Consider the following 21,628-nt stretch of genomic DNA (forward strand, 5'->3'; position numbering starts at 1 on the left):
TCCGATCGAGACCGACCGGAGGTCTCTCCCAGCCCGTAGCGGGCTCGCTCCGCCGGACCCCTCCAGGTGGCGTCGTACTGGCGACAGGAGCGCTGCGGGATACTCCCCTCCGACAACGAGTGAAGCAGACTTCAGCTGTCCGTGCCAGCCCGCCGAGGAGACCCGTGGCCGACGACCCTCGCCCCTCGTGGACGTTCCTCACCAACCACGGCCACGTGCTGCTCGCGGTCGCCGCCGATCCGGACGCACGCGTCGAGGAGATCGCCGAACGGGTCGGCATCACGTCCCGCGCCGTCCTGACCATCCTGCGCGACCTGGAGGAGGCCGGGTACGTCACCCGCAGCCGCCAGGGCCGTCGCACCCACTACGGGGTGCCACCGCACCGGCCGTTCCGGCACCCGAGCACCGCCCACCGCGAGGTCGACGACCTGCTCGCCATCTTCACCCGCTAGCTGAGGGGGCGCCGCCGCACCGCCGGGTCGGAGCCGTTCAGCGCCGGCGGGTCTCGGGGAACAGCAGGTCGACGAAGCGTTCCACCGTGGGCTGCGGCTCGTGGTTGGCCAGCCCCGGCCGCTCGTTGGCCTCGATGAACACGTGGTCGGGGCCCTCGACGTCGGGCACCAGGAAGTCCAGCCCCGTCACCGGGATGCCGATCGCCCGGCTGGCCCGGACGGCGGCCTGCGCGATCGCCGGGTGCAGCCGGTCGGTGACGTCCTCGATGGTGCCGCCGGTGTGCAGGTTCGCCGTCCGCCGGACCCGGATCCGCTCGCCGACCGGCGGGACGTCGTCCATCGCGTACCCGGACTCGGCGACCACCTCGGCGGTCGCGTCGTCCAGCGGGATGCGCGACTCCCCGCCGGTCGCCCGCTCCCGCCGCCGGCTGGTGGCGCGCACCAGCTCGGTGACCGGGGACCGGCCGTCACCGACCACCTCGGCCGGACGGCGCACCGCGGCGGCCACCACCTCGTGGTCGATCACCACCACGCGCAGGTCGTCGCCCGCCACGAGCTCCTCCACCAGCACGTCGGGGCAGAAGTGCGCGGCGAGGGCCACCGCGCGGCCGAGCGCCTCCTCCGTCGTCACGCCGACGGTGATGCCCTTGCCCTGCTCGCCGCGGGCGGGCTTGACCACCACCTCGCCGCACTGGGCGAGCAGCGCGCGGGCGGGGTCCAGCTCGTCCTCGGGGATCGACACCCCGCGGGGGACGCGGACGCCGGCCTTGTCCACGATCCGGCGGGTGACCCGCTTGTCGTCGCAGCGGCTCATCGCGACCGCGCTGGTGAACTCCGACAGCGACTCGCGGGTGAGCACCGTGCGCCCGCCCAGCGACAACCGCATCTCGCCCCACCCGGCGTCGTTCACCTCGACCCGGATGCCGCGCTCGAGCGCCTCCTCGGCGATGATCCGCGCGTAGGGGTTGAGGTCCTCAAGACCCTCGGGGCGGGCGGCGAACAGCGGCGTGTTGATCGGGTTCTTCCGCTTGACGCAGACCGCCGGCACCCGGTGGAAGCCGAGCTTGCGGTACAGCGCGATGGCGCCGGCGTTGTCGTGCATGACCGACAGGTCGAGGTAGGCCCGCCCGCGGCCGACGTAGCGCTCGGCCAGCACGCGCACCAGCGCCTCGCCGGTGCCGGGCGGCGCGTCCTGGGCGTCCACGGCCAGGCTCCACAGGCTGGCGCCGCCCTCCGGGTCCTCGAAGGCGAGCACGTGGTCGACACCGGTCACCGTGCCGACGATCCGCCGGGTGCGCCGGTCCTCGGCCACCAGGTAGGTGAAGGTGCGGGTGCGGTGGTGGGCCCACATCGTCTCGGCGTGGCCGGTGACCATGCCGTTGCGGGCGTAGATGTCGTTGATCCGGTGCATCTCCTCCAGCGCGGTGACCGTGCGCACGAAGACGCCGCGGATCAGCTCCGCGCGTGGGCGGTAGCGGTGCAGGTCGAGCCGGTAGGTGTAGCTGGGGTCGATGAACAGCTCGTCGGGCGCCAGGCCGACCAGGACGTGCGGGTCCGGCGGGTAGATGCAGATGTCGCGGCGGCCGCTCTCCTCGGCGCGCAGCGCGTCGACGATGCCGCGCAGGTCCGGGAAGGTCTGGCCGAAGACCAGCCGCCCCCACCCCATGTCGAGGACGACGTCGGAGGCCATGCCCTGCCTCTGGTGCTCCGACGGCTGCTGCCAGGACCGCTGGGTGAACGACGGGGTGTCGGGAGCCGGGCTCCGACGCCGGTGACCGGCGATCCGTGTCACGCCGATCAGACCCCGTGCGCCTGCAGCCAGAGCTCGAGCAGGCCGAGCTGCCACAGCTTGTTGCCGCGCAGCGGGGTCAGCTCGCCGTTCGGGTCGGCCAGCAGACGGTCGACGTACTCGGGCCGGAACAGCCCGCGCTCGCGGGCGGCGTCGTTGGACAGGCTGTCGCGGACCAGGTCGAGCACCTTGCCTTCGAGGTGGGTGATCGCCGGGACCGGGAAGTAGCCCTTGGGCCGGTCGATGACCTCCGGCGGGATGATCCGCCGGCCGATGGCCTTGAGCACGCCCTTGCCGCCGTCGGCCAGCTTCAGCTCCGGCGGGCACATCGCGGCCAGCTCGACCAGGTCGTGGTCGAGGAACGGCACCCGCGCCTCCAGGCCCCAGGCCATGGACATGTTGTCCACCCGCTTGACCGGGTCGTCGACGAGCATGACCTCGCTGTCCAGCCGCAGCGCGGCGTCCACGGCGGTGTCGGCGTGCGGCGCGGACATGTGCCGGCGGACGAACTCCAGGCTCGGGTCCCCGTCCAGTGCGTAGCGGTCGCTGACCAGCCGGGCCATGTCGGCGGCGTCGCGGTCGAAGAACGCCTTCGCGTAGGTCTCCACCGCCCGCTCACGGTCCACGCCCTGCAGCGGCGGGTACCAGTGGTAGCCGGCGAAGACCTCGTCGGCGCCCTGCCCGGACTGCACCACCCGGATCGACTGGCTGACCCGCTCCGACAGCAGGTCGAAGGCGACGACGTCGTGGCTGACCATCGGCTCGGCCATCGCGCCGATGGCGTGGCCCAGCGCCGCGGCGAGCTCGTCGGAGGCGACCCGGATGCGGTGGTGGTCGGTCTCGAAGCGCTCGGCGATGACGTCGGAGTAGACGAACTCGTCGCCCTCCCGGCCGCCGACGGCCTCGAACCCGATCGAGTAGGTGGCCAGGCCGGTCTGCCCCTCCTGGGCGAGCAGGCCGACGATCAGGCTGGAGTCCAGCCCACCGGAGAGCAGCACGCCGACCGGGATGTCGGCCACCAGGCGCCGCCGGACGGCGACCCGCAGCGCCTCCTCGATCGCGTCCTCCCAGTCACGGGCCGACCAGTTCGCGTGCTCGGGACGGCGCTCGTAGCGAGCCTCCCAGTACCGGTGCTCGCGGGAGGTGCCGTCGGCCTCGATCACCCGCACGGTGGCCGGGGGCAGCTTGCGGACCCCGTTGAGGATCGTCCGCGGCGCGGGGACGACGGCGTGCCAGGTGAGGTAGTGGTGCAGCGCGACCGGGTCGATGGAGGTGTCGACGTCCCCCGCCTGCACCAGGGCCGGCAGCGAGGAGGCGAACCGCAGCCGGCCGGGCGTCTCGGCCAGGTAGAGCGGCTTGATGCCCAGCCGGTCGCGGGCGAGCACCACCCGGCCGGTGTCGCGCTCGGTGATGACGAAGGCGAACATGCCGTGCAGGTGCTCGACGACCGCGGTGCCCCAGTGGTGGTAGCCCTTGAGGATCACCTCGGTGTCGCTGGTGGAGAAGAAGCGGTAGCCGTGGCCCTCGAGCTCGGCGCGCAGCTCCTTGTAGTCGTAGATGCAGCCGTTGAAGACCGCGGTCAGCCCGAGCTCGTTGTCCACCATGGGCTGGCTGCCGGCCGGCGACAGGTCGATGACCGACAGCCGGCGGTGCCCGAAGGCCACCCGCCCGTTGCTCCAGGCACCCTGACCGTCCGGACCGCGGGGGACGAGGCACTCGACCATCCGCGCCACGGCGGTGGTGTCGGCCAGGGAGCCGTCGAACCTGATCTCGCCGGAGAGGCCGCACATACCGTCGATCCAACCCCACCGGCCAGGCCTGCGCGACCGTCCAGGGGTCACGTCACACGGATGCAACGGAGTCGCGTTCCACGTGGAACGGCCACGCCCGTGCGCGGGCACCCCGTGGTCGGGCCCCGGACCGGGCAGCCTGCCGCAGGCTCCCGTGTCCGGCGCCCAGGACCCCGTCGTCCCCGGCGTGCGCTGCGCAGGGTGGTCGGCCTGCCGTCGGCCGGGCCGAGCACCGGCTCGGCCTCTCACGGGCCTCCATCGCGTTGCGGGTGGCCACCCGCCGCAGCTCTGCCGCCTCCCGCTCCCGCGACGACGGGTCACCGGAACGGCGCGGGCCGGATGACGCCCCACCCAGCTGGCGCACCGGTGGGCACACAACCGTCCGGGACGACGACGTGCCGCTGCCGGCCAGGGCGCCCTGCCCCGACAGCCGCAGGGCGGGGGGTCGACGATCGGGACCTCCGAGGCGACGAGCTCGGTGCGCGGTCTCAGCGGACGAGGCGGAAGAACGCGCGGAGGTCCTCGACGAGCAGGTCGGGGACCTCGAGGGCGGGGAAGTGTCCGCCGCGCGGGTGTTCGGCCCAGTACCGGATGTCGCGGTAGCGGCGTTCTGCCCAACGCCGGGAGGGGCGGGGGACCTCAGCGGGGAAGACCGACGCCCCGACGGGTACGTGCACCTGGTCCAGGCGGGCCCCGCTGATCCACGCCGAGACCAACTCGATGCTCTCGGCGTACAACCGCGCCGAGGACGCTGCGGTGCCGGTGAACCAGTAGAGGCTGACCTGGTCGAGCACCTGGTCGTACGTCAGCCCCGACGGCAGGGGACCGCGCAGCGCGGAGGAGCGCTCGGCCGCCGGGTCGGTCCAGGACAGCAGCTTCTCGCCCATCCACGCGCACAACCCCGCGGGAGAGTCCACGAGGGCGTACCCGAGGGTCTGCGGCGCGGTGCGGTGGACCTCTGAGTACGCAGAGGACGACCGCCCTCGCTCCGCCATCGCGGCCAGCGCGGCGCGCTCGGCGTCGGAGAGCTCGGCGTCTCCGTCCTGCGTCGGAGGAGCGGGCCCGGCCAGGGGCGGGACGAGGTGGACGCCGACCACGTGCGCGGGGTCGAGGACGCCCAGCACGCTGGAGATGCTGGTGCCCCAGTCGCTACCGGCGGCGCCGTACCGGTCGTGACCGAGGCCGGCCATCAGCCGCGCCCACGCGCCGGCGATCCGCTCGACACCCCAGCCGGTGGTGCTCGGCTGGGCGCTGAAGCCGTAACCGGGCAGCGAGGGGACGACGACGTGGAAGGCGTCCTCAGCAGCGCCGCCGTGCGCGACCGGGTCGGTCAGGGGCTCGATCAGGGGTAGCAACTCGAGGACGGACCCGGGCCAGCCGTGCGTGAGCACCAGCGGTAGCGCCTCGGTGTGGACCGAGCGCGCGTGCAGCACGTGGACCTGCAGTCCATCGACCTCGACCAGGTACTGCGGAACGGCGTTGAGCCGCGCCTCGGTGGCCCGCCAGTCGTACTCCTCGGCCCAGTGGCGGCAGAGGTCCTGGACGACCTCGAGCGGCACGCCCTCCGACCAGCCGGGGGCCGGCGAGGCCGCCGGCCAGCGGGTCTGCGTCAGCCGGTTCCGCACGTCCGCGAGTTCGGCGTCCGGCACACGGACCCGGAACGGCCGGGCATCGAGGGTCGGGGCGTCGAGATCCACGGCGGGCTCCTGTCGGTGCCGTTCGGTCCGGTCCGGTGGCGGCGTCCAGCCCGGGCGCCCCACGACGCCGGACGGTACGGACGAGCCCCGTCAGGAGGCGTCCGCGCTCGTCGCCTCCGGGTCCGCGCCGAGCACGGCGCGTCCGCCGTCCACGGGCAGGACGGCGCCGTTGACGAAGCCGGCGGCGGGGGAGAGCAGGAAGGCCACCACCTCCCCGACCTCGGCCGGCGTGCCGACGCGGCCGAGCGGGTGCAGGGCGGCCATCTGCGCGTCGACCTCGGGATGGGCGCCGCGGTACTCCTCGTAGCGCGCCGTCGTGATCGACCCGAGGGCCACGCAGTTGGTGCGGATGCCGGCCGGGCCGTGGTCGACCGCCACCGCCCGGGTCAGCCCCTCGACCGCGGCCTTCGCCGTCGCGTAGGGGAGCGCGCCCCGGACCGGCCGCTGAGCCTGGTGGGAGGAGACGTTGACGATCGCGCCTGGTCGGCCGTGCGCGGTGAAGTGGGTGACGGCGGTGGAGCAGCCGGTCAGCGCCAGGGCGAGGTTCGCGGTGACCAGGTCGAGAACCTCCGGAGCGGGGGCGGTGAGCAGGCCGGCGTCGCGGAAGATCGCCGCGTCGTTGACCCAGCCGACCAGCGGCCCGGCGCTCTCCGCGGTCGCGGCTGCGCGCGCGGCGACGTCCGGGTCACGGGCGTCCCCGCGGACCCACCGCACGCGCTCCGGCAGCTCCTCCGGCTCGCCGGACGTGTCGAGCACGACGACGTGCCCGTCGCGCACCAGTCGCTCGACGACCGCCCACCCCACGCCCTGCGCCCCACCGGTGACGACGTACGAACTGCCGCTCTCAGCCACGTCCTCATCCAACCGGGAGGGGACGGGTGGTGTCGGCGGGTTCCACGTGGAACCCGACCGGGCAGCGGCTCCGGTCCGGCGCCCCGTCGTCGGGACCGGCCGCCGACCCGGCGCGGCAGTTCGTGCCGACGCGCCGGCACCGCGCGGTCGGCCCTTCCGCGATGGTGCCGACACCGGCACAGTGCTCGCCGGACGAGGCCGGACGAGTCCGGGACGGCCAGGTGCGCGAGCCGACCACGGGGGGACCCATGCCGATCACCTCATCCCACCGCCTCCGGCGCCGGATCGCCGCCGCTGCCTGTGCGGCGGCGACGTCCGCCGCACTGCTCGCCGTCCCGCTCGGCGGCGTCGCGGCCGCCGCTCCGGCAGCGACCGCCGCCACGGGGGCGCAGGGGAACGCTCACGGCGAGCCCCCACCGGGTGGCGTACCCGGCGTGCCGGTGCCGTCGATCACCTGGGCGGACGCAGGTGACGGCTACCAGCAGTCCGACGTCGACGTCCCGTACGACTACGCCGACCCGCAGGGCCGCACGTTCAGCCTGCACGTGGTGCGCCTGCCCGCGGCCGACCCGGCGAACCGGATCGGCGCCCTGTTCGTCAACTTCGGCGGCCCGGGCGGCCCGGCGGCGGCGACCGTGCGTGAGATCGGCCGGCTCCTGTTCCCACCGGAGGTGCTCGCGCGCTACGACCTGGTGGGCGTCGACCCGCGCGGGACCGGCGAGAGCCAGCCGGTGCAGTGCACGGGCAGCACCGCCGAGCAGGCCGCTCTGCCCTACGCCACGCTGGCCGACTTCCCCACCGACCGGGTCCAGGAGGAGCAGGCGATCGCGCAGGTGCGCGCGTTCGCGGAGGAGTGCCGGGCTCGCAACGGAGACCTGCTGGACCACGTCGGCACCCTGCACTTCGCCCGCGACCTGGACGTGCTGCGCGCGGCGATGGGTGACCAGCGGATCAACCTCTACGGCCTGTCCTACGGCACCTTCCTCGCCCAGGTGGTCGCCAACACCTTCCCCACACGCACCGGGGCCCTGATCCTCGACAGCGTGGTGGACCCCGCCTGGGCCAGCGGTCCGCCCGACACCATCAGCTGGATCCGCGAGCGCGCCGAGGTGGGCAGCACCGAGACCCTGGACCGGTTCCTCGAGCTGTGCGGGGAGGCCGGCCCGCCGCGCTGCGCATTCGCCGCCGACGGGAGTCCGGAGCAGAAGTACGCCGAGCTCGCCGCCCGGCTGCGGGCCGCCCCGATGCCGATCCCGGTGCCCGGCCAGCCGGCGCAGCCGCTGACCTACTCGATGTTGGTCTCGGGGACCGTGAGCCTGCTCTACGACGCGGGCTCGTGGCCGCTCCTCGGCCAGCTGCTGCAGGCGGTGTACAGCGACGACGGCGCCGCGGTCGCCACCCTGCTGGAGAGCCTGCCGCAGCCGCCGACGCCGGAGGGCTACCTGAACTACCCGGATGCGCGCGCCGCCATCACCTGCGGCGACACCGACAACCCGGACGACCCCTACCGCTACGGCGAGGTGGCGCGCGCACTCGACGCCACGACCGCGCCCTACGTCGGCTCGCCGTGGGCCTACCTCGGGCTCGTCTGCGCGCCGTGGAACGGTCGCTCGACCGAGCGCCACACCGGCCCGTGGGACAGCTGGACCCGCAACCCGGTGCTCGTCATCGGCAACCTGTACGACCCCGCCACCCCCTACCGCAACGCGGTGGTGGTGGACGACCTGCTGCCGAACAGCACCCTGCTGACCGTCGACGGCGTCGGGCACGGCTCGCTCGGCACGAGCTCCTGCGCGGACTCGGCGACCACGCAGTACCTGCTCACCGGGGCCACCCCACCGGCGGGGACGGTCTGCACCCAGGACCGCGAGGCGTTCGACCCGGTACCGGCGTCCGCCCTCTCCAGCGCCGTCCGGACGGGCGTGGCCGCCGGGTAGGCCGTTCGCCCGGGGACCCGCGCCGGCCGGCGCCGCGGGTCAGGTCACGACCAGGGGACGCCGATCCGCCGTCCGGCCAGCTCGTGCACCTCGACCTCGACGTCGAACACCTTGCGCAGCAGCTCAGGGGTCATCAGCTCCGACGTCGGACCCTCGGCGACCAGCTGGCCCTCGCGCATCGCGACGATCCGGTCGGAGTAGCAGGAGGCCACGTTGACGTCGTGCACGACGAGGACGACGGTGCGGCCCAGCTCGTCGGCCATCCCGCGCAGCATGCGCATCATCTGGACGGCGTGCCGCATGTCGAGGTTGTTCAAGGGTTCGTCGAGCAGCACGTGGTCGGTGCCCTGGCACATCACCATCGCCACGTAGGCACGCTGCCGCTGGCCGCCGGAGAGCTGGTCGAGGTGCCGGTCGGCCAGCGGGCCGAGCTCGAACCACGCCATCGCCTCGTCCACCAGCCGGCGGTCCTCGGCGGTCAGCCGCCCGCCGGAGTGCGGGAAGCGGCCGAAGGCGACCAGCTCGCGCACGGTCAGCCGCACCGACATGGCGTTCTCCTGGCGCAGCACCGCCAGCCGCTTCGCCAGCACCGTGCCCGGCGCCGTCGCGACGTCCATCCCGTCGACCCGCACCCGGCCGCTGTCGGCCGGCAGGAGCCGCGCGGCGACCGACAGCAGGGTCGACTTGCCCGCGCCGTTGGCACCGATCAGCGAGGTGATGCCGCCGGTCGGGATCGTCAGCGAGACGTCGTCCAGCACGCGGACGCCGCCGTAGGCCTTGGAGACGGACTCGATCTCGATCACGGGTTCTGCTCCCTCACTGACGAGGCTCTCTGATCAGGAGGGCGATGAAGACGATCCCGCCCACGAAGTTGACGACGATGCTGAGGCTGGAGTTGAAGCCGAACACCTGCTCGAGGACCAGCTGCCCGCCGGCGAGCGCGAGCAGCGCCAGCAGGGCCGCGCCGGGCAGCACCCAGGCGTGCCGGTGGGTGCCCAGCAGCTGGCGGGCCAGGTTGGCCACCAGCAGACCGAGGAAGGTGATGGGCCCGACCAGCGCGGTGGCGACGGCGACGAGGACGGCGACGGCCAGCAACGCCCGGTTGACCACCCGCCGGTGGTCGACGCCCAGGCCCACGGCGGTGTCCCGACCCAGCGCGACGACGTCCAGCCGGGGGAGCAGCCGCCACACGCCCGCGGTGACCAGGACGACGAGGACCGCCGACAGCGCCAGCATCTGCCGGTCGACCGAGTTGAAGCTGGCGAACAGCAGGTCCTGCAGGGTCAGGAACTCGTTGGGGTCGATCAGCCGGGAGACCAGCAGCGTGAGGCTGGTGAACGTGGAGCCGAGCACGACGCCCAGGAGCACCAGCACGTACACGTCGCGCTCGGTGCGGCCGAACAGCGACCGGTAGAGGAGGGCGCCGAAGCCGATGAGCACGACGACCTCGACCGCGAAGCGCAGCCGCGGGTCGGTCGTGGTGACGGTCGAGGCGCCGAGGAAGAACACCCCCACGGTCTGGATGAGCACGAACAGCCGGTCGAACCCCATGATCTCCGGGGTCAGGATCCGGTTGTTGGTGACCGTCTGGAACAGCACGGTGGAGACCGCGACCGCCACGGCGACGACGGCCATCGCGGCCAGCCGGCGGCCGCGCTGCTGCAGGGCGTAGTCCCAGGAGCCGGTCACGTCCACGGTGAGGAACGCGGCGACGACGGCCAGGGTGAGCACGCCGAGGACGAGCAGCGTGCGCCGGCGGCGGGTGGCCCGCTGCGGCGCGGTGAGGACGGCGGTCATCAGAAGGCCCGCTTCCGGGCGCGCAGCAGCAGCCAGATGAACAGCACGCCGCCGATGACGCCGCCGATCATCCCGACCGGCACCTCGTACGGGTACCGGATGGTGCGCGCCAGCACGTCGCACACCAGCACGAACGCCGCACCCGTCAGCGCGGTCACCGGCAGCACGCGGCGCAGGTTGTCGCCCATGGCCAGGGTCACCAGGTTGGGGACGACGAGGCCGAGGAAGGGGATCGACCCCACGCTGACCACGACGATCGCGGTGACCACCGAGGCGATGGCCAGGCCGACCATGACGACCCGGGTGTAGGGGACTCCGAGGTTGATCGCGAAGCTCTCGCCCATGCCGGCGACGGAGAACCGGTCGGCCCACAGGTACGCGACCACGGTGGCGGCCAGCACGAGCCAGAGCAGCTCGTAGCGGCCGGACACGACGCCGGAGAAGTCGCCGTTCATCCAGGCGTCCATCGACTGCAGCAGGTCGAAGCGGTAGGCCAGGAAGGTCGTCGCCGCGCTCACCACGCCGCCGAGCAGGATGCCGACCAGCGGGACCACCACGACGTCGGTGAGCACCATCCGCTGCAGCAGCCAGACGAAGAACGCGGTGCCGACCAGAGCGAACACCACGCCGATCGACATCTTGCCGAGCACCGAGGTGCTGCCGAACCACAGCGTCGCGACGACGATGCCCAGCCCCACCCACTCGGTCGTCCCGGCGGTCTGCGGGGACACGAACCGGTTGCGCGTCAGGTGCATCATCACCAGCCCGGCCACCGCCATCGCCGACCCGGCCAGCAGGATCGAGAGCAGCCGGGGCACCCGGCTGGTCCACAGGACCCGGGCCTGCGCCTCGTCCGGGTCCAGCAGGTCGGCCGGCGTCAGGTCGCTGACCCCGATGAACAGGGACGCGAACGCGGCGAGCGCCAGGGCCGCCAGCGCGACGGCGACGTGCCGGCGCTGCACACCGCGGCGGCGCCGCACCTGCCCGGAGGGGGCAGGTGCGGCGCCGCTGCGTCGTTCGGTCGTGCTGCTCACGCCGCCGCCTCGCCGGCGCTCATCGGCTGCGTTCGCACGGCTGCTGTGCCTCTGGTGAGCTCGCGAGCTCGCTCACAGCTCACCCGACGGCCGCAGCGACTTCCTCGACCATCTGCTCGACCGACGGCAGACCGTTCGGCGCGATGTACCAGACGGACGAGTCGAGGTAGTGGACGTCGTCGTTCTCCCACGCCGTCGTGCTCCGGACGAGCTCGTTGTCGAGCACCTGCTGCGCGGACGTGCCGGACTCGCCGATGGCGGCGTCACGGTCGAGCACCAGCAGGATGTCGGGGTCCTTCTCGGCGATGTACTCGAACGAGACGGCGTCGCCGTGGTCGGCGGCGGTCAGCCCCTCGTCGGTGGGCGTCAGCCCCAGCTCGTCGTAGACCAGGCCGAACCGGGTCTCGGGACCGTAGGCGCTGACCTCGCCGGCGTTGGTCATCACGAAGAGCGCGTCGCCCGCGCCCTCCGCGGCCGTCTTGACCTCGGTGACCCGCTGGTCGAGAGCGGCCAGCCGGTCGGCGACGACGTCCTCCTCGCCGAAGACCTCCGCGAGGGTGGTCACCCGCTCCTCGAAGGAGGCCAGGAAGTCGGAGTTGTCGACGGTCAGGTCGATGGTGGGGGCGATCTCGGCGAGCTCCGGGTACACCGCGGCCGAGCGCCCGCCGACGATGATCAGGTCCGGCGCGAGGGCGTTGACCGCCTCGTAGTCGGGCTCGAACAGCGAGCCGACCTTGGCGTACTCGTCCCCCCCGTACTGCGAGAGCGACTCCGGGTAGGTCGCCTCCGGCACACCGGCGACCTCGACACCGAGGCTGTCCAGGGTCGACAGCACGCCCACGTCGAAGACGACGACCTCCTGCGGGTCGGCCGGGACGGCGGTCTCGCCCTGTGCGTGGGTGACGGTGACCTCGCCGGACCCCGAGGCCGCCTCGGCGGTGGTGTCCTCGCTACCGCCGCAGGCGCTGACGGCGAGGGCGGTGGCCACGGTGAGGGAGAGGGCGGCCAGCGGCCGGGAGGGCGTGCGCATCGTGCTCCTGACAGGAGAGGCTTGCCTTACTGAGGTGTGCCTAACCTGCCACACTCCCCGTTGCGTCTGTCAACCAGCCCCCGGGAGCGGGTTGGACCGGCGCCGGCGCGGGCAGGGCCTGGGCATGGAGACACGCACACTGGGCGGACTGCCCGTCTCGGCCCAGGGACTGGGCTGCATGGGGATGAGCGAGTTCTACGGCACCGGCGACCAGGCGGAGGCCGAGCGCACCATCCAGCGGGCGCTGGACCTCGGCGTCACCTTCCTGGACACCGCGGACATGTACGGCCCGTTCACCAACGAGCGGCTGGTCGGGAAGGCCATCGCCGGCCGGCGGGACGAGGTGGTGCTCGCCACCAAGTTCGGCAACGAGCGCGGCGAGGACGGCTCGTTCCTCGGCATCAACGGCAGGCCGGACTACGTGCGCCGCGCCTGCGACGCCTCGCTGCAGCGGCTCGGCGTCGACGTCATCGACCTCTACTACCAGCACCGGGTCGACACCACCGTCCCGGTGGAGGACACCTGGGGTGCGCTGAGGGAGCTGGTCGAGGCCGGGAAGGTACGGCACGTCGGCATCTCCGAGGCCGCGCCGGAGACCATCCGCCGGGCGCACGCGGTGCAGCCGGTGACCGCCGTCCAGACCGAGTACTCGCTGTGGACCCGCGACCCCGAGGACGACGGCGTGCTGGCCACCTGCGCCGAGCTCGGCATCGGCTTCGTCGCCTACTCGCCGATCGGCCGCGGTTTCCTCTCCGGCCGGATCCGCAGCGTCGAGGACCTCGCGCCCGACGACTTCCGCCGGAACAACCCGCGCTTCCAGGGGGAGAACTTCGCGAGGAACCTGGAACTCGTCGACCGGGTCCGGGAGATCGCCGACGAGAAGGGCGTGACCGCCACCCAGCTGGCGCTCGCGTGGGTGATGGCGCAGAGCGACCGCGGGGGTTCCCCGACGATCGTGCCGATCCCCGGTACCAAGCGGGTGGCCTACCTCGAGGAGAACGCCGCGGCCGCCGACGTGCGGCTCACCGACGAGGACCTGCGCCGGCTGGACGAGGCCGCTCCCGTGGGCGCCACGGCGGGTGACCGCTACCCGGACATGTCGAGCGTGCACCGCTGAGAGGAGGAGGACCACCCTTCCCCCCGCGCCTCGCAGGCTCGGCGCGGGCCCCTGAAGGGCGGCCGTTCCATCACGTCACCAGCTCGCGGCGAACCCCTGGGCGGAGCCGGGACGGCGCCGGCGGGGCCCTGATGGGTGGCCGCGCCCTGCGCGGGAGGATGGTGCCCGTGCCCGCCACCCCCGTCACGGCGTCCGCCCGGTGACCCTCCCGCTGGTCATCGCGGTGACCGTCGCCGCCGGGCTGCTCGCCCTGGCCGGGGTGGCCTCGACCCTCGCCCGCCGGCGGATCGGCCTGCTGCACCTGTGGGGTGCGGCGCTGCTGGAGGTGCTGCTGCTGGTGCAGGCGGGGCTCGCCGTCGTCCTGCTGCTGCGCGGGGAGCGCCTGGCCGACACCCCGACCTTCCTCGGCTACCTGGCCGGGATCGTGCTGCTGCCGATCGCCGGGGCGCTGTGGGCACGGACGGAGCCCAGCCGCTGGGCCGGCACCGTGCTGGCCGTGGCGGCCGGGGCCGTGGGCGTGATGGTGTGGCGGCTGGAGGAGCTGTGGGAGGTGACGGGTGGCTGAGACGACGGGGGACCGGCCGGCGGGCGAGCGCCCCGCGACCGCCGGTGGGCCGGGCCGGGTGCTGGTCGCGGTGTACGGCGTCTTCGCCCTCGCCGCCGGCGCGCGCGCCGCCGTCCAGCTGTCGACCCGCTTCGCCGAGGCGCCGGTCGCCTACCTGCTCTCCGCACTGGCCGCGGCGGTCTACGTCGTCGCGACCGTGGCCCTGGCCCGCGGGGGACGCCGGGTCGCCCTGGTCGCGATCACCGTCGAGCTGGTCGGCGTCCTCGTGGTGGGCACGCTGTCGCTGGTGGACCGCGCCGCCTTCCCCGACGAGACCGTGTGGTCGGCGTACGGCCGCGGCTACCTGTTCATCCCGCTGGTCCTGCCGGTGGTCGGGCTGCTCTACCTGCGCCGCGCCCCGCGGACGCAGGGGCCCCAACCGCTGCGGTGAACCGTGGCGGTGGCCTCGCTGCAGGCTCCCGCCGCGAGCTCGCGAGCAGTGGGGGCGGAGGTCCTCCTAGAACTCCCCACCGCCGAAGTCACCACCGCCGAAGTCACCGCCGAAGTCGCCGCCGGGGTCCGCGCCACCCGCGAGGTCACCACCTGGGTCGCCGCCGTAGTCGCCGCCGTCGCCCTGGGCGTCCTCGTAGCCCTGGGCGTAGGCCTCCTCGTCACCGCCGCCGAACAGGCCGCCGTCGCCGAGGCCGGTGTCGAAGAGCGCGTCGGCGACCGCCGTGCCGACCACCAGTCCGCCGACGGTCCCGAGCAGGCTGGCGCCCAGCGTGCTGCCGAAGCTCGGCCCGCCGTAGCCGCGTCCGTAGCCACCGCCGTAGCCACCGCCGTAGCCACCGCCGTACCCGGGGCCGTAGCCGCCTCCCCCGAAGCCACCGCCGAAAGCGCGCTCCAGCGTCCCGGGCTGGCGCACTTCGGCCCGGGTGGCCGCGCGGGCGAGGGAGCGCGGGTCGTCCGAGCGCGGCCGCTCCGAAGAGGGCACCGCGGCAGCCAGCTGCACCAGCACCTCCTGCCGCTGCTGCGGCGTGAGCTGGGCGAAGGCCTCCGCGTGCGCCTCCTCGATCTTGTCCGGCGGCGCGGTGCGCAGCAGGTAGCGGTAGCGCTCGACCGCCTGCTGGTCCGTCGGCGCTCCACCCTGCGGCGGCGGGGGCGGCGCCTGGTACCCGTCGTACTGCGGCGCGGCCTGCTGGTACCCCCCGTCGTGGTACCGGTCGTGGTCGGGTCGGCGGCGGCCGAAGAGCCGGTCGAGCAGTCCCATGGCGATCGTCTCCCTCCGGTCGGGGAACGGCGTACCTCGACCGGAGGGTTCCCGCGGGACCGCCGTCCACACCTGCGGTCCCGCAACCGCAGGTCAGGCGGGTGACCCTGGTGGTCGACCGGGTGGCCGCCTGGTTACTGTCGTCCCGTGCCGGCCGACCGCGACCGTCCGCGGGACTCGACTCCCGTCCAGCGCCCTGAGGGCGCAGTGGGCCGCGAGGAGGCCGGCGTCGTCACCGCGGCCACCGCCGTCATCGAGCAGGCGGGGACCGGCAGCGTGTCCGCCTCACTGCCGGGCGTGCTGGCCGACGTCCCGGTGGCCGTGCTGCTCATCGACCGCAGCGCCGGGGCGGTCACCTACGCCAACAGCGCCGCGGTGGAGCTGGCGGGCAACGTCCGCCTCCCCGTCGACATCGACACCTGGGGCGCCTCCGTCGGTCTCACCGACCTGGGCGGGCAGCCCCTGGCCAGCACGTCCGGCCCGCTGTCGCTGGTCGCCCAGGGCCTGCCGGTCACCGGCGAGGCGGTGCGGATGGCGCCGGGGCACGGGAACGGGGACGACGACCGCCCCGACCAGCTGCTGTGGGTCACCGGCTTCCCCCTGTCGCGGCCCGACGGTGACGAACACCTGTCACTCGTCGTCTTCCTCGAGGTCCACGTCGGCGGCACCGACGCCGCCGGCGACCAGCTGCAGGCACTGCGGGAGCGGGCGGTCGTCGCCACCGACATCGCCTTCACCATCACCGACCCGCGCCAACCGGACGACCCGCTGGTCTGGGTGAACCCCTCGTTCTCCCGGATCACCGGCTACGACAACGAGGAGGCGGTGGGTCGCAACTGCCGCTTCCTGCAGGGCCCGGCCACCGACCCCGGGTCCGTGGCGGAGATCCGCGCCGCGCTCGCCGAGGGGCGGGCGATCACCACGACGCTGCTCAACCACCGCAAGGACGGCACCGCGTTCTGGAACCAGCTCTCCATCAGCCCGGTCTTCGACGGCCAGGGCGAGCTGGTCAGCTTCGTCGGCGTGCAGACCGACGTCACCGAGCGGGTGCGGGTGGAACGCGAGCGGGAGAAGGCGTTCGCCGCCGAGCAGGCCGCCCGCCACGAGGCCGAGCTGGCCCGCGCGACCGCCGAGCGGGCGCAGGTCGACGCCGAGCGGGCGCGCGCGGACGCCGAACGCATGCAGGGCCGCCTGGCGCTGATGGCCGAGGCGACCAGCACGCTGATCGCCACGCTCGACCTGACCGACGTCCTCGACCGGCTGGCCCGGCTGTGCGTGCCGCTGCTCGCCGACTGGGTGTTCATCTCCCTGGTCGACGACACCGGGACCGTCCGCGAGACCGCCTCCCGGCACCGCGACGGGCTCGAGCAGGAGCTGCACGTGCTGGCCACCCAGCACATCGGGCACCTGCCGGAGGACTCGCCGACCCGCCGCAGCATCGCGTCCTCCCGGCCGGTGCTCGTCCAGCAGGCCGGTGACCACCTCGACGACCTGTTCACCTCCGAGGCCACCCGCCAGGCCGCCGAGCGGCTGGGGGTGCGATCGCTGCTCGCCGTCCCCATGGTCGCCCGCCGGCGGACCCGCGGCGCCATCCTGCTGGCCCGCGCCGACACCGAGCGGCCCTTCGACCGGGAGGACGTCGACCTCGCCGAGGACCTGGCCCGCCGCGCCGCGCTGGCCATGGACAACGTGCGCCTCTACCAGCAGGAGCACACCGTCGCCGACACGCTGCAGCGCTCGCTGCTGCCCGAGCTCCCGGCCATCCCCGGCGTGGAGTCGGCCGCCCACTACGTCAGCGCCTCGACGGCGGCCGACGTGGGCGGCGACTTCTACGACCTGCTGCACCTGCCCGACGGGTCGATCGGCGTGGTGATCGGCGACGTCGTCGGCCACGACATCACGGCGGCCGCCGCGATGGGGCACCTGCGCGGGCTGATCCGGGCGTGCGCCTGGGAGGCGCTCGACCCCGACCCCGGCGTCGTCCTCGCGCGGGTGGACCGGCTGGTGCAGGGTCTGGGCGTGGCCTCCATGGCCACGATCGTCTACGCCCGTGCGGTGCCCCCGGCCGGCGACGACGAGCCGTGGCGGCTGACCCTGGCCAGCGCCGGCCACCCGCCGCCACTGCTCCGCACGGCCGTCGGTGAGGTCCGGGTGCTGGACGGGGTGACCGGCCTGCTGATCGGCGTCGACGGCAGCCGGCCCCGGCGGTCGACGTCGATCGACCTGCCGCGCGACGCCACGCTGCTGGCCTACACCGACGGGCTCATCGAGCGGCCGGGCGCCGACCTCGACGAGGGCATCGCCGAGCTGGTCGACCGGCTCACCGCCACCCCGGCCGGGGCTGGCCCCCGGGCGCTGTGCGACGCCGCGGTCGCCGGCTCCCTCGACGGGCGGGACGACGTCGCGCTGATCGCCGTCCGGTTCTGCTAGGGCACCCGACCCCTCAGCCCCGCGGGCTCTCCAGCAAGCCGTAGTCGCCGCGGTGGAACAGCAGCGGCCGCCGGCCGGGGTCCGCGCCCAGGTCCAGCACCCGCGCGGCGACGAGCGTGTGGTCGCCGCCGTCGTACTCCGCCCACAGCTCGCAGTCGATCCAGGCGACGACGTCCTCGAGCACCGGCTGACCCTGCGGGCTGGGGCGCCAGGACACCCCGGCGAACTTGTCGGCGCCCGAGCGGGCGAACCGTGCCGACAGCGCGGTCTGGTCCTCGGCGAGCACGTTGACGCAGAAGCGGCCGAGGTCGCGCAGCCGCGGCCAGGTGCGCGAGGTGCGCGCAGGCGCGATGACCACCAGCGGCGGGTCCAGCGACAGCGAGCTGAACGACTGGCAGGTGAAGCCGATGGGCCCCTCGTCCCCCTGGGCGGTCACCACGGTCACGCCCGAGGCGAAGTGACCGAGGACGTCGCGCATGGTGCGGGGGTCGACCGCCCCGCCCCCCGACGGCTGGCTCATGCCCACCAGCCAACCACGGGCGCGCACGCCACCGACGGGGTCCTCGGGTCGGGCTCCGCCCCCGGTCCGCTCCTCGCTCGCCGGCGCTCGTTCCGCTCCCTCGCTCGCCGGCGCTCGCTGCGATGCTCGCTCGCTGCCGGATCGGGCGCTCGCTGCGACGCTCCCGGCGGCGTCACCCGACGGATGCCGGACGGGGCACCGAGGGGCCGCCGGCCCGGTAGAGCGAGCTGGGCAGCGCGCGACCCACGGCCTGCTCGGTGACCCGGGCGGCGGCGAGGACGGCGCCGAGGTCCAGTCCGGTGCGCACACCGGACTCCTCGAGCATGTAGACGAGTTCCTCGGTGGCGATGTTGCCGCTCGCGCCGGGCGCGAACGGGCAGCCGCCGAGGCCACCGACCGAGGCGTCCAGCTGGGTCACCCCCGCCTGGACGGCGGCCAGCGCGTTGGCCTGCCCGGTGCCGCGGGTGTCGTGGAAGTGCACGCCCACGTCGATGCCCGGGCAGGCCCGGCGGACGGCGTCGAGCAGCTGCACGACCCGCATCGGGGTGGTCGTGCCGATCGTGTCGCCCAGGCAGATCCGGTCGGCGCCTGCGGTGACCGCGGCGCGGGCGACGTCCACGGTGCGGGGGATGGGCGTGCGGCCGTCGAAGGGACAGTCCCAGGCGGTGGCGATGACCACCTCCAGCGTTCCGCCCGCGCCGTGCGCCAGGCCCGCGATCTCACCGACCGCCGCGACCGCCTCGGCGGTGCCGCGCCCGGCGTTGGCCCGGCTGTGCCCGTCGGAGGCGGAGACGACGTACTCCAGGTCGGCGACTCCGGCGTCCACCGCGCGGGTGGCCCCGCGGGTGTTGGCGACCAGGGCGGAGAAGAGCACGCCGTCGAAGGCGTCCAGCTCGGCGGCCAGCCGGTCGGCGTCGGCCAGCGCGGGCACGGCCTTGGGCGAGACGAAAGAGGTCACCTCGATCCGGCGGACGCCGGTGGCCACGAGCGCCTCGAGCATCGCCAGCTTGCCCTCCAGGGGCACCGGCGCCTCCAGCTGCAGGCCGTCGCGCATGCCGACCTCGCGGACGTCCACCGTCGCGGGCAGCACCAGGTCGAACTCGTTCATGGGCCCTCCTCGGTCTATCCCGTGCCATCCTCCCCCGACCTCGGGTTCCACGTGGAACGTCTCCGGGCACTTCCAGCCGAGAAGCTGCAGGACGAGGGCCTGTCGGCGCAGGATGACCGGCACGGAGGTGGGATGTGACGGACACGGCGGACACGCTCCCCCCGGCGGATCGCCGGAGCGCGTTCGCCAATGCGCCCATGGGCATCGTCCTCGCCACCCCCGCCGGGCTGCTGGTCGACGTCAACCCGGCCTTCGTCGCGATGATCGGGCGGTCGTTCGAGGACCTGTACGGCACCTCGATGCTCGAGCTCGTCCACCCCGACAACCGTCCGGCTGCGCAGGAGGCCTTCGCGGAGCTGCTGACCCGCCGCTTGATGATGCGGCACGAGACCCGGCTGGTCAGGCGGGACGGCAGTGTGGTGCCGGTGCAGGTGACCTCGTCGTGGGTGCCGGCGTCCCCGCAGGGCGATCCGCCGCACATCGTCGCCATCGTCGAGGACATCACCGAGCGCAAGGACCTGGAGGCCGCGCTGGTGCACCGGTCGCTGCACGACCCGTTGACCGGCCTGCCCAACCGGGCCCTCTTCACCGACCGGCTGCAGCACGCCCTGGAACGAGGCCGTCGCGAGCGGACGCCGACCAGCCTGCTCGGCGTGGACCTCGACGGCTTCAAGGTGATCAACGACGTCCACGGCCACCCCGTCGGCGACGCGGTGCTGATCGCCTTCGCCGAGCGTCTCACCTCGGTGCTGCGCGCCAGTGACACCGCGGCGCGCGTGGGCGGCGACGAGTTCAGCGTCGTCTGCGAGAACAGCGGTCGGGCCGACGCCGAGGCCCTCGCCGTCCGGCTGCGGGAGCGGGTGGGCGAGCCGCTGCAGCTGAGCGGAGGGCTGACCCTCTCCCTGGCGCTCAGCATCGGGATCGGGACCGTGGAGGGCGGCACCGATCCGGAGCGGGCGTTCGGGGCGCTGGTGCGGGCAGCCGACGACGCCATGTACGTCGACAAGGCCGCCCGGCGGGGCTGAAGGAGGACCCTCCTACCCCCCACCAGTCGCAGGCTCGCGGCGGGACGCTGCAGGAGGGCCGTTCCAGCGGGCGACGACGTCGGTGAAGGCGGCCGCGGCCTGCTCGAGCTCGGCGAGCTCCACGTACTCGTCGACGGCGTGCATGACCGCCGGGGTGCCCGGCCCCCAGACCACGATCGGGGCGCCGCCGACGACCTGCACCAGCACCGAGGCGTCGGTGAAGTAGGTGGCGGGCGTGGGCAGCACCGGCGCGGGCAGCGAGGCCACCCACGGGTCGTCGGCGGGGGTGCCGACCGGCGGCAGGTCCACCCGCACCTCGACGTCGGCGACCTCGGGCTGCGACCGCCACCAGGCGAGCAGGTCGCCGCCGTCGGCCACGGTGCGCTGGTCGACGACCGCCTCGGCGCGGTCCGGGACGACGTTGGGCACCGTGCCGCCGGCGACGACACCGCAGTTCCACGTCTCGGTGCCGAGGAAGGGGTCGCTGCGCAGCGGCAACGCCCCGCCGGCCCGGGTGAGCAGCGCGGCGAGGTCCAGCACCGCGTTGTGCCCGCGCTCGGGCGTGCTGCCGTGTGCGGCCCGGCCCGCGGTCCGGACGGCGAGCCACAGCGCTCCCTTGTGGCCGAGGACCACCCGGTTACCGGTGGCCTCCGGGACGACGACCGCGCCCACGGGCAGCTCGGCGACGGCCGCGGCGGCCGCGGCGGCTCCCTTCGAGCCGATCTCCTCGTCGCTGGTGAGCAGCAGCGCCACCGGCGTCCCCGGGTCCGCGGCGGCGAGCGCGGCCGCTGCGGCGACCACGCCTGCCTTCATGTCGCTGCCGCCGCGGCCCCACACCCGGCCGCCGTCCACGTCGCCGTCGAAGGGGTCGCGCTGCCAGGCGGAGGGGTCGGTCGCCGGCACGGTGTCGACGTGGCAGGCGAGCAGCAGGCACCGGCGGTCGGGGTCGGCCGGCGTCCGCAGCAGGGTCCACGGGTGGTCGCGGTCGCGGCCCTCGGTGACCTGCAGGTGCGGAGCGCGCTCCCGGAGCACCTCGGTGAGCGTGCCCAGGACGTCGCGCTGCGCGGCGGCGTCACCGGAGACGGTCGGGCGGCGCACCAGCTCCCGCGCGAGCGCCACCACGTCGAGAGCAGGGCCGGTCGCCGTCATGGTCCGATCCTGCCCCGGGTGGACCGGTCGCGGGGCCCGGAGGGTCCCCGACCGGGACACGGGCAGCGGCTCCACGGCGGCCGGGGA

General features: G+C 74.2%; 19 protein-coding genes. 7 read left to right on the plus strand and 12 right to left on the minus strand.

All coding sequences use genetic code 11. The annotated features are described in order from the left end of the window. Positions 1 to 164 precede the first annotated feature (164 nt). Entirely contained in the window at positions 165 to 452 is a 288-nt protein-coding gene (locus tag ACWIX3_RS03710; protein ID WP_448610735.1) for a winged helix-turn-helix domain-containing protein, read from the plus strand. A 37-nt stretch (positions 453 to 489) separates the two neighbouring features. Here ACWIX3_RS03710 and ngg read toward each other — a convergent pair whose 3' ends face one another. From ngg to ACWIX3_RS03730, 4 genes are all read right to left on the minus strand, one after another. Beyond that, positions 490 to 2,142: an N-acetylglutaminylglutamine synthetase gene (gene ngg / locus ACWIX3_RS03715; protein ID WP_448610736.1), complete on the minus strand. Its 1,653-nt coding sequence runs from the start codon at positions 2,140 to 2,142 to the stop codon at positions 490 to 492. A 107-nt stretch (positions 2,143 to 2,249) separates the two neighbouring features. Then, positions 2,250 to 4,031, minus strand: coding sequence for an N-acetylglutaminylglutamine amidotransferase (locus tag ACWIX3_RS03720; protein ID WP_448610737.1), 1,782 nt, complete (start codon positions 4,029 to 4,031; stop codon positions 2,250 to 2,252). 488 nt (positions 4,032 to 4,519) lie between these two features. Continuing rightward, positions 4,520 to 5,728, minus strand: a complete 1,209-nt coding sequence (locus ACWIX3_RS03725) for an epoxide hydrolase family protein (protein WP_448610738.1) — start codon at positions 5,726 to 5,728, stop codon at positions 4,520 to 4,522. Positions 5,729 to 5,818: 90 nt separating this feature from the next. After that, on the minus strand, positions 5,819 to 6,580 hold the full coding sequence (locus tag ACWIX3_RS03730; protein WP_448610739.1) for an SDR family NAD(P)-dependent oxidoreductase: 762 nt from the start codon (positions 6,578 to 6,580) through the stop codon (positions 5,819 to 5,821). Positions 6,581 to 6,828: 248 nt separating this feature from the next. Between ACWIX3_RS03730 and ACWIX3_RS03735 the strand changes: the two genes are divergently transcribed. After that, positions 6,829 to 8,517: an alpha/beta hydrolase gene (locus tag ACWIX3_RS03735; protein WP_448610740.1), complete on the plus strand. Its 1,689-nt coding sequence runs from the start codon at positions 6,829 to 6,831 to the stop codon at positions 8,515 to 8,517. Positions 8,518 to 8,561: 44 nt separating this feature from the next. Here ACWIX3_RS03735 and ACWIX3_RS03740 read toward each other — a convergent pair whose 3' ends face one another. The 4 genes from ACWIX3_RS03740 to ACWIX3_RS03755 all read right to left on the minus strand — a co-directional run bounded on the left by ACWIX3_RS03740 (position 8,562) and on the right by ACWIX3_RS03755 (position 12,378). After that, positions 8,562 to 9,320, minus strand: a complete 759-nt coding sequence (locus tag ACWIX3_RS03740; protein WP_448610741.1) for an iron ABC transporter ATP-binding protein — start codon at positions 9,318 to 9,320, stop codon at positions 8,562 to 8,564. A 13-nt stretch (positions 9,321 to 9,333) separates the two neighbouring features. Then, complete coding sequence (locus tag ACWIX3_RS03745; protein WP_448610742.1) at positions 9,334 to 10,314, minus strand: iron chelate uptake ABC transporter family permease subunit; 981 nt, start codon at positions 10,312 to 10,314, stop codon at positions 9,334 to 9,336. After that, positions 10,314 to 11,348 (minus strand): ABC transporter permease, encoded by a 1,035-nt coding sequence (locus ACWIX3_RS03750; protein WP_448610743.1) that lies wholly within the window; start codon positions 11,346 to 11,348, stop codon positions 10,314 to 10,316. Before ACWIX3_RS03750 ends, ACWIX3_RS03745 begins: the two co-directional genes overlap by 1 nt. 79 nt (positions 11,349 to 11,427) lie before the next feature. Next, positions 11,428 to 12,378 (minus strand): siderophore ABC transporter substrate-binding protein, encoded by a 951-nt coding sequence (locus ACWIX3_RS03755; protein WP_448610744.1) that lies wholly within the window; start codon positions 12,376 to 12,378, stop codon positions 11,428 to 11,430. Between the two features lie 124 nt (positions 12,379 to 12,502). Between ACWIX3_RS03755 and ACWIX3_RS03760 the strand changes: the two genes are divergently transcribed. From ACWIX3_RS03760 to ACWIX3_RS03770, 3 genes are all read left to right on the plus strand, one after another. Continuing rightward, on the plus strand, positions 12,503 to 13,495 hold the full coding sequence (locus ACWIX3_RS03760) for an aldo/keto reductase (protein ID WP_448610745.1): 993 nt from the start codon (positions 12,503 to 12,505) through the stop codon (positions 13,493 to 13,495). Positions 13,496 to 13,694: 199 nt separating this feature from the next. Beyond that, positions 13,695 to 14,060 carry a hypothetical protein gene (locus ACWIX3_RS03765; protein WP_448610746.1) on the plus strand — a complete coding sequence of 122 codons (366 nt, stop codon included), beginning with the start codon at positions 13,695 to 13,697 and terminating at the stop codon, positions 14,058 to 14,060. Beyond that, positions 14,053 to 14,490 carry a hypothetical protein gene (locus tag ACWIX3_RS03770; RefSeq protein ID WP_448610747.1) on the plus strand — a complete coding sequence of 146 codons (438 nt, stop codon included), beginning with the start codon at positions 14,053 to 14,055 and terminating at the stop codon, positions 14,488 to 14,490. Before ACWIX3_RS03765 ends, ACWIX3_RS03770 begins: the two co-directional genes overlap by 8 nt. 66 nt (positions 14,491 to 14,556) lie before the next feature. Here ACWIX3_RS03770 and ACWIX3_RS03775 read toward each other — a convergent pair whose 3' ends face one another. Then, positions 14,557 to 15,309, minus strand: coding sequence for a hypothetical protein (locus ACWIX3_RS03775; RefSeq protein ID WP_448610748.1), 753 nt, complete (start codon positions 15,307 to 15,309; stop codon positions 14,557 to 14,559). 147 nt (positions 15,310 to 15,456) lie between these two features. Here ACWIX3_RS03775 and ACWIX3_RS03780 point away from each other — a divergent pair, with 147 nt between their 5' ends. Then, entirely contained in the window at positions 15,457 to 17,739 is a 2,283-nt protein-coding gene (locus tag ACWIX3_RS03780) for a SpoIIE family protein phosphatase (RefSeq protein ID WP_448610749.1), read from the plus strand. 13 nt (positions 17,740 to 17,752) lie between these two features. Here ACWIX3_RS03780 and ACWIX3_RS03785 read toward each other — a convergent pair whose 3' ends face one another. Together ACWIX3_RS03785 and ACWIX3_RS03790 are read right to left on the minus strand one after the other, a co-directional pair. Then, positions 17,753 to 18,259, minus strand: a complete 507-nt coding sequence (locus ACWIX3_RS03785; protein WP_448610750.1) for a flavin reductase family protein — start codon at positions 18,257 to 18,259, stop codon at positions 17,753 to 17,755. 172 nt (positions 18,260 to 18,431) lie between these two features. Further along, positions 18,432 to 19,367: a hydroxymethylglutaryl-CoA lyase gene (locus ACWIX3_RS03790; protein ID WP_448610751.1), complete on the minus strand. Its 936-nt coding sequence runs from the start codon at positions 19,365 to 19,367 to the stop codon at positions 18,432 to 18,434. A gap of 134 nt (positions 19,368 to 19,501) precedes the next feature. Between ACWIX3_RS03790 and ACWIX3_RS03795 the strand changes: the two genes are divergently transcribed. After that, on the plus strand, positions 19,502 to 20,392 hold the full coding sequence (locus ACWIX3_RS03795; RefSeq protein ID WP_448610752.1) for a diguanylate cyclase domain-containing protein: 891 nt from the start codon (positions 19,502 to 19,504) through the stop codon (positions 20,390 to 20,392). Between the two features lie 12 nt (positions 20,393 to 20,404). On the opposite strand, the gene ACWIX3_RS03800 is transcribed toward ACWIX3_RS03795, so the two are convergent. After that, complete coding sequence (locus tag ACWIX3_RS03800) at positions 20,405 to 21,541, minus strand: M20 family metallopeptidase (RefSeq protein WP_448610753.1); 1,137 nt, start codon at positions 21,539 to 21,541, stop codon at positions 20,405 to 20,407. Positions 21,542 to 21,628 lie beyond the last annotated feature (87 nt).

The sequence above is a fragment of the Geodermatophilus sp. URMC 60 genome (assembly GCF_053502585.1).

What these genes read in the sequence shown, in the direction of transcription:
- ACWIX3_RS03785 (WP_448610750.1), bottom strand. Translation starts at nt 18,259, where the DNA reads ATGAGCCAGCCGTCGGGGGGCGGGGCGGTCGACCCCCGCACCATGCGC.
- ngg (WP_448610736.1), bottom strand. Translation starts at nt 2,142, where the DNA reads ATGGCCTCCGACGTCGTCCTCGACATGGGGTGGGGGCGGCTGGTCTTC.
- ACWIX3_RS03790 (WP_448610751.1), bottom strand. Translation starts at nt 19,367, where the DNA reads ATGAACGAGTTCGACCTGGTGCTGCCCGCGACGGTGGACGTCCGCGAG.
- ACWIX3_RS03745 (WP_448610742.1), bottom strand. Translation starts at nt 10,314, where the DNA reads ATGACCGCCGTCCTCACCGCGCCGCAGCGGGCCACCCGCCGCCGGCGC.
- ACWIX3_RS03720 (WP_448610737.1), bottom strand. Translation starts at nt 4,031, where the DNA reads ATGTGCGGCCTCTCCGGCGAGATCAGGTTCGACGGCTCCCTGGCCGAC.
- ACWIX3_RS03755 (WP_448610744.1), bottom strand. Translation starts at nt 12,378, where the DNA reads ATGCGCACGCCCTCCCGGCCGCTGGCCGCCCTCTCCCTCACCGTGGCC.
- ACWIX3_RS03735 (WP_448610740.1), top strand. Translation starts at nt 6,829, where the DNA reads ATGCCGATCACCTCATCCCACCGCCTCCGGCGCCGGATCGCCGCCGCT.
- ACWIX3_RS03800 (WP_448610753.1), bottom strand. Translation starts at nt 21,541, where the DNA reads ATGACGGCGACCGGCCCTGCTCTCGACGTGGTGGCGCTCGCGCGGGAG.
- ACWIX3_RS03760 (WP_448610745.1), top strand. Translation starts at nt 12,503, where the DNA reads ATGGAGACACGCACACTGGGCGGACTGCCCGTCTCGGCCCAGGGACTG.
- ACWIX3_RS03775 (WP_448610748.1), bottom strand. Translation starts at nt 15,309, where the DNA reads ATGGGACTGCTCGACCGGCTCTTCGGCCGCCGCCGACCCGACCACGAC.